Genomic DNA, 6,339 nt, shown 5'->3' with positions numbered 1-6,339 from the left:
GGACGGTGACGAAATAATTCCGGGCGATCCCGGGACTAGGAGCAAGTCGTTGAACCTGGTTTTCTACATCCTTCGCCGTCTGGCGATATCGATTCCGATCCTGTTGATCGGAAGCTTCTTGGTTTTCGTGATGGTGGCCGGCGCCGGCGACCCTCTCGCGGAGCTGCGCACCCAGCCGAATATCAATCAGGAGTCCATCGACGCTATCGAGCGAGAGCTTGGTCTGGACAAGTCGCTGATTCCCAGGTACTTCGACTGGCTCGGTGGATTCGTCACGGGTGACTGGGGTATCTCCATCGCGCAGGGCTCGGCCATGGAACCGGTGCTCCCCAAGATCATGAGCGCCTTCTGGGTGTCGATCCGGCTGATTCTCGGTGCCGAGATCCTCGCGCTCATCCTCGGTGTCGCGGTGGGTCTGCTGGCCGCGGTGAAGCAGTACAGCGTGGTCGACTACGTGGCCACCACGGTCGCGTTCCTCTTCTTCTCGATGCCGATCTTCTGTGTCGCCATCGTGTTGAAGATCTACGCGATCGATCTCAACGTGGTCATCAACAACCTCGGCCTCAGCGAGATCTTCGGCAATCCGTTCCTGAGAACGACGAGTCCGGAATCTCTCTCCGCGGACGGGTTCTGGGACTTCGTCATCAAGTACACCGGGGCGTTCCTGCTGCCGACGTTGTCCATCATGTTCATTAGCTTCGCGGCCTACAGCCGGTTCCAGCGCTCGTCCATGCTGGAAACACTGAACATGGACTACGTGCGAACGGCGCGTGCTAAAGGCCTGCCCGAGCGGCGTGTCATTTTCAAGCACGCCTTCCGGAACGCGCTGATCCCGACGACCACGCTGTTCTCCGTGAACTTCGTGACCGTTGTGACGGGTGCCGTCATCACCGAGCGGGTGTTCAACTGGAACGGTATGGGCGCCGTGCTCGTCGAGGCCGTGAACAAGAACGACCCGAACGTGATGATGGGCTGGATTGTGGTGATCTCCATCGCGGTGATCATCGCGAACCTGATCGCGGACTTGTTGTACGGCATTCTGGACCCGAGGATTCGCGTTGGCTGACATGAACTCGCTTGCAACCGGTGCGGAAACCGGTGGCAAGCCTCTCGACGAAAGTGGGCTGGGCGCCGACACGCTGCCGGATCCGCGCAGCCAGGGAGCACTCGTCCTCCGCAAGTTCCTGCGGCACAAGCTCGCCATGACGAGTGTCGGCATGCTGGTGCTGATCACGCTGATCGCGCTGATCATGCCGCTGTTCTGGCCGCACAGTTACTGGGACTCGTCGTTCGATTCGTTCGCGGAGCCGAGCACCGAACATCCGCTGGGCACCACCCAGGTCGGTAAGGACATGGTGTCGCAGATCCTGCGAGGGACGCAGTACTCGCTGCTGATCGCGATCACCGTGTCGTTGGTGGCGACGTTCATCGGTGTCGTCTTCGGTGCTTTCGCCGGCTACATGGGCGGGTTCGTCGACTCCGCGATCTCGCGGATAACCGACCTGTTCCTGATCATCCCCGCGATCGCGGCCGCCGCGATCCTGGTGAAGGTGTTCAGCGGTAGCTGGTGGGTCGTCGCCGTGGTGCTCGCCGCGTTCGCGTGGATGCCGATCGCCCGTATCACCCGTGCCGAGGCGATGTCACTGTCGCAACGGGAGTTCATCGAGGCCGCCAGGGCGTCGGGCGCGGGCACGGGACGCATCGTGTTCAAGCACCTGGTGCCGAACATGGTCGGCACCATCACCGTGAACGCCACGCTCGCCGTGGCCCAGGCGGTGTTGGCCGAGGCGGCGCTGTCGTTCATCGGTCTCGGTGTGAAGCCGCCGGACACCTCGTTGGGGCGTGTCATCTCGGAGAACTACGCCCAGATGACAGGACGTCCGTGGTTGTTCTTCGGCCCGTTCATCGTGTTGGTGCTGATCTCGTTGTCGATCAACTTCATCGGTGACGGGCTCCGGGACGCCTTCGACCCGCGGCAGCGCCAGGTCAAGCCGGTGAAACAGCCGAAGAAGGCTCGGAAGCAGGCCAAGGCCTGATCCACGGAGCGGTCGACGAAGGGGACGCCACCTGAAAAAGAGGGGGCGTCCCCTTCGGGCTTCTTCGGACGAGCGTCGGTGCGGCCCCTCGGTGCCGGGTCGGGTTCTCGAAGGTGTTCGTGAGGACGGCGAGACTTGAAAGCCTCGGTCCGTCAGGACCCTGCCGTCGGCGGATAGACCCGACGGCAGGGTGCTTCGGTCACTCCTTGACCGGCGCCACGCGGCCTTCCTCCCACGCGCGCCTGCGTTCGGCCTGGAGCACCGGGTCGGCCACCGGTGCCGCGGACAGCAGTCGCCTCGTGTATTCCTGCTGCGGCTCGTGTAGCACTTGCTCGCGGGTACCCGCCTCGACGAGCTTGCCGTGTTGCATCACGGCGACCCTGTCGGCGAGCAGGTCCACGACGGCGAGGTCGTGGCTGATGAACAGACACGCGAACTGCAGGTGTTGCTGCAGGTCGAGGAACAGGTCGAGGACTTTCGCCTGCACCGACACGTCGAGCGCCGAGGTGGGCTCGTCGGCGATGAGCAGCTTGGGGTTCAGCGCGAGCGCGCGAGCGATGGCGATCCGCTGACGCTGCCCACCGGACAGCTCGTGCGGGTAGCGGTTGCGGTAGTGGCCCGACAACTGCACCTTGTCGAGCAGGTCGGTGACCCGGTCGGTCAGCTCCTTGCCGGACAGGATCTTGTGCAGCACCAACGGTTCGGCGATCGATTCGCCGATGGTCATCTTCGGGTCCAGAGTGGACGCCGGGTCCTGGAACACGATGGAGAAGTACCGGCGCAACGGACGCAGCTGCTTGTTCGACATCGTGGTGATGTCGGTGCCTGCGATGGAGACGGTGCCCGAGGTGGGCTTCAGCAACCGAATGGCGCACCGGCCGATCGTCGACTTCCCGGAGCCCGATTCGCCGACCAGACCGAGGATCTCGCCGCGCTGGATGTGCAGTGACACATCGTCGACCGCGCGGTTCTTACCCTGCCTGCCTTTACCGGGGTACTCCAGCACGAGGTTCTCGATGTTCAGTGCGGGCGCGCTGTCATCGATGTACGGCTGCAGCTCCTCGTGAGCCTTGCGGATGGCCTCGTCGGTCTTGCTCTCGGTGACCGTGACCTGCGGAGAGTCCAGCAGCCGCTGTCCCTGAGGCCGTTGCCCGAGCACGGGAACGGCCGCCAACAGGCGCTTGGTGTAGTCCTGTTGCGGGTTACGGAACAGCTCGTGCACCGAGGCCTGCTCGACGATCTCGCCCTGGTACATCACCACCACGCGGTCGGCCAGGTCGGCCACGACACCCATGTCGTGGGTGATGAGCACGATCGCGGTGTTCAGGGTGTCCCGCAGTTTGCGCAGCAGGGCCAGGATCTCCGCCTGCACCGTCACGTCGAGCGCCGTGGTGGGCTCGTCGGCGATGATGACCTTGGGGTCGCAGGCGATGGCGATGGCGATGACCACGCGCTGGCGCAGACCACCGGAGAGCTGGTGCGGATACTGCTTGAAGCGCTTCTCCGGTTCGGGGATACCCACCATGTCGAGCAGCTCGATGGCCCGCTCGTTGGCGGCCTGCTTGGAGATGTTCTGGTGGGCCAGCAGGGCTTCTCTGATCTGCCAGCCGACCGTGTACATGGGGTTCAGGGCCGTCATCGGCTCCTGAAAGATCATCGCGACGTCGTTGCCGCGGTGCTTGCGCAGTTCCTTGGAAGTCATGTGACTCAGGTCGACCGCGCCCAGCCTGCGCTCGCCGTCGATCTGCGCGGTCTTCGGCAGCAGGCCCGGTACCGACATCGACGTGACCGACTTGCCCGACCCGGACTCACCGACGATCGCGAGAATCTCACCGGGAGCGACGTCGAAACCGATCCCCTTGACCGCTTCGACGACGCCGTCCTCGGTCGAGAAGGAGATCTTCAAGTCCGATATGGACAGCACGGATTCCGACGTGTCCGCCGTTTGCGGCGACATTGCTTCTACGCTCACCAGAAGCCCTTCGTGGGGGAGTTTGGGGTCGTCACGGCGTGTGTGGTTGTGACTTGGCGCGAGGATAATGCAGACGCGCCGCTGTGGGGACGGTACTAACGAACTAATCTTAAGTTGTGACCTCGGTAGATGGCCGTAGGGTGCTGTTCGTTCACGCACACCCAGACGACGAGAGCATCACGACAGGCGGGACCATCGCCCGTTACTCGGCCGAAGGGGCGCACGTCATAGTGGTGACCTGCACCCTCGGCGAGGAAGGCGAGATCATTCCCCCGGAACTCGACCAACTCGGTGCGTGGGCCGGTGACCAGCTCGGCGGCTACCGGATCGGCGAACTGGCCGAAGCCGGGGCGGCTCTGGGGTGGTCGGAGCACCGCTTTCTCGGAGGTCCGGGCCGGTGGCGCGACTCGGGTATGGCAGGCGTCGATTCCAACCGGCATCCGCGCGCGTTCGTTCAGGGAGCGTTGTCGGAGCAGGTCGAGCAGTTGCTCGCCGTGTTCGACGAGGTGCGTCCCGAGGTGGTCGTGACGTACGACCCCAACGGCGGTTACGGTCACCCCGACCACATCCGGGCACACGAGATCGTGACGGCGGCCGTGGAGCGTTCCGAGGGGGTTCGGCGCCTGTTCTACACAGTGTTCTCGGAGGAGGCCACGGCCCGTGGCCTAGCCGCGTTGCGGCGGGACGAGCGGGTGCCGTTCCAGGTGCCCGCCGACGGGGAGCTGCCCGTCACCCCGGACACCCAGATCACTACGCGTGTCGACATCAGTGCCCACCGTGAGGACAAGTTCGCGGCGCTGAGGGCGCATCGCACCCAGGTGACGGTGGGGCCCGACTGTTTCGCGCTGTCCAACGGGATCGCGCAGCCGGTGTCCGACACCGAGTTCTTCGTGCTCGCCCACGGCCCGGCGGAGGGTGTCGAAACCGACCTCTTCGGGGGGCTGCGGCCGTGACCGTGTCCGGAGAGTCCTCGCGTGGTCACGGGTGGCCGATGATCGTGCTCCTCGCGTTCGACGCCGTGCTGCTCGCGACGCTGGAGTTGTTCTACCTGCCGCTACGGCTCGACGGTCTCGTGCTGCCCAAGGTCGGTGACGTGCCCTTCCCGGTCAGCGTGCTGGTCGCCGTCGCCACGACCCCGTTGCTGGTGTTCGCGGCGCAGCGCGTGGCCTCGCGCAGGTTGGCGATGATCCCCTTGCTGGCGTGGCTGTTCACCCTGCTCGTATTGGGGGTGGCCGGGCCGGGCGGAGACACCGTCCTCATGGTCGACTGGCGGGCGATGCTGTTGTTGATCGGTGGGGCGCTGCCCGCCGCCGTGGTGCTGGGAGGTTCGGCGACCAAGGCGGCGACGCGGTCCGGGTAGAGGCCGGGCGAGACGAGTCGTCGATGTCCGAGGATCTGTTCGAGGACCTCTGCCCGGCCGTCTGTGTCAGCGCCGGAAGTCAGCGCCAGAACATGAACAGGTACTGCCCGGCGAATGCCGCGAACGCGTCGCCACCCACTGCGGCGAAGACGAAGTCGGTGAACTGCCACAGGGTCGTTCCGACTCCGGGGACACCGATGATCAGGGCGAACAGGACGAGCGGAGCCCAGGGCCGGGCCTTCGCGCCGAACTCGCGTGCCTGTGGCGACAGGTAGGGCTCGATGGCGCCGAAGCCGTCGAGACCCGGCACCGGCAGGATGTTGATGACGAACGCGAGGATCTGCAACGACGCCAGATAGGACAACCCGGCGAGCAGGCCAAACGGCATCGATACGGTGGCCACCACGGCCGTCAGCACGACCCCGAGCGCCAGGTTGCTCAACGGTCCCGCCAGGGACACCCACGACGACACCGACCGCGAACGCAGCGCCCAGCGGTTGATCCAGACCGCCCCACCCGGTAGTGGGATACCGCCGATGGCGAGGATGATCAGCGGCAGCACCAGGGACATGACCGGATCGGTGTAGCGACGGATGTCCAGCGACAGGTAGCCCTTGGCCGCCACCTCGCGGTCCCCGCCTTTGTAGGCGACGATGGCATGGCCGAACTCGTGCAGCGTCAGTGACAGTGCCCACCCGCCGAGCACCAGCAGGAACATTCCGAGCGTGCCCAGGACCGGCCGGTCACGGAGCTCGGGGAGTCCCATCGTGGCGGCGAGTGCGCCTCCGACGACGGTGACGGCGAGGATGGCGTAGAAGAGCGGGCTGGGGCGGACGACTGAGCGTTGCACGGGCCTGGTGAGTCCTCTCCGTTCACCTAGAGGCGAACTTCGGTGAAACCGGTCGTGATGTTGTCGGCGTGTCCACTTGCGCGCGCCGCCACAAGTATCCCCCAACCTCGCTACTCCGCTT

General features: G+C 65.1%; 6 protein-coding genes. 4 read left to right on the top strand and 2 right to left on the bottom strand.

What is annotated here, in order from left to right:
- Window positions 1-49 precede the first annotated feature (49 nt).
- Both M7H19_RS10255 and M7H19_RS10250 read left to right on the top strand, forming a co-directional pair.
- Window positions 50-1,066, top strand: a complete 1,017-nt coding sequence (locus M7H19_RS10255) for an ABC transporter permease (RefSeq protein WP_298180139.1) — start codon at window positions 50-52, stop codon at window positions 1,064-1,066.
- A 1-nt stretch (window position 1,067) separates the two neighbouring features.
- The gene (locus M7H19_RS10250) at window positions 1,068-2,036 is read left to right on the top strand and encodes an ABC transporter permease (protein WP_298180127.1); all 969 of its coding nucleotides are present in this window, start codon (window positions 1,068-1,070) and stop codon (window positions 2,034-2,036) included.
- Between the two features lie 199 nt (window positions 2,037-2,235).
- Here M7H19_RS10250 and M7H19_RS10245 read toward each other — a convergent pair whose 3' ends face one another.
- Complete coding sequence (locus M7H19_RS10245; protein WP_298180125.1) at window positions 2,236-3,993, bottom strand: ABC transporter ATP-binding protein; 1,758 nt, start codon at window positions 3,991-3,993, stop codon at window positions 2,236-2,238.
- 155 nt (window positions 3,994-4,148) lie between these two features.
- Here M7H19_RS10245 and mshB point away from each other — a divergent pair, with 155 nt between their 5' ends.
- Together mshB and M7H19_RS10235 are read left to right on the top strand one after the other, a co-directional pair.
- Entirely contained in the window at window positions 4,149-4,961 is an 813-nt protein-coding gene (gene mshB / locus M7H19_RS10240; RefSeq protein ID WP_298180137.1) for an N-acetyl-1-D-myo-inositol-2-amino-2-deoxy-alpha-D-glucopyranoside deacetylase, read from the top strand.
- Window positions 4,962-4,999: 38 nt separating this feature from the next.
- Complete coding sequence (locus tag M7H19_RS10235) at window positions 5,000-5,368, top strand: hypothetical protein (protein WP_298180123.1); 369 nt, start codon at window positions 5,000-5,002, stop codon at window positions 5,366-5,368.
- Window positions 5,369-5,447: 79 nt separating this feature from the next.
- Here M7H19_RS10235 and M7H19_RS10230 read toward each other — a convergent pair whose 3' ends face one another.
- Window positions 5,448-6,218 (bottom strand): site-2 protease family protein, encoded by a 771-nt coding sequence (locus M7H19_RS10230; protein WP_298180121.1) that lies wholly within the window; start codon window positions 6,216-6,218, stop codon window positions 5,448-5,450.
- Between the last annotated feature and the right edge of the window lie 121 nt (window positions 6,219-6,339).

Source organism: Saccharomonospora sp., from assembly GCF_027317685.1.
In the GTDB taxonomy this organism is placed as follows: domain Bacteria; phylum Actinomycetota; class Actinomycetes; order Mycobacteriales; family Pseudonocardiaceae; genus Saccharomonospora.
Note: the sequence above shows the minus strand (reverse complement) of the source record. Positions and strands in the feature narration are given on the sequence as shown.

What these genes read in the sequence shown, in the direction of transcription:
- M7H19_RS10250 (WP_298180127.1), top strand. Translation starts at nt 1,068, where the DNA reads ATGAACTCGCTTGCAACCGGTGCGGAAACCGGTGGCAAGCCTCTCGAC.
- M7H19_RS10245 (WP_298180125.1), bottom strand. Translation starts at nt 3,993, where the DNA reads ATGTCGCCGCAAACGGCGGACACGTCGGAATCCGTGCTGTCCATATCG.
- M7H19_RS10235 (WP_298180123.1), top strand. Translation starts at nt 5,000, where the DNA reads ATGATCGTGCTCCTCGCGTTCGACGCCGTGCTGCTCGCGACGCTGGAG.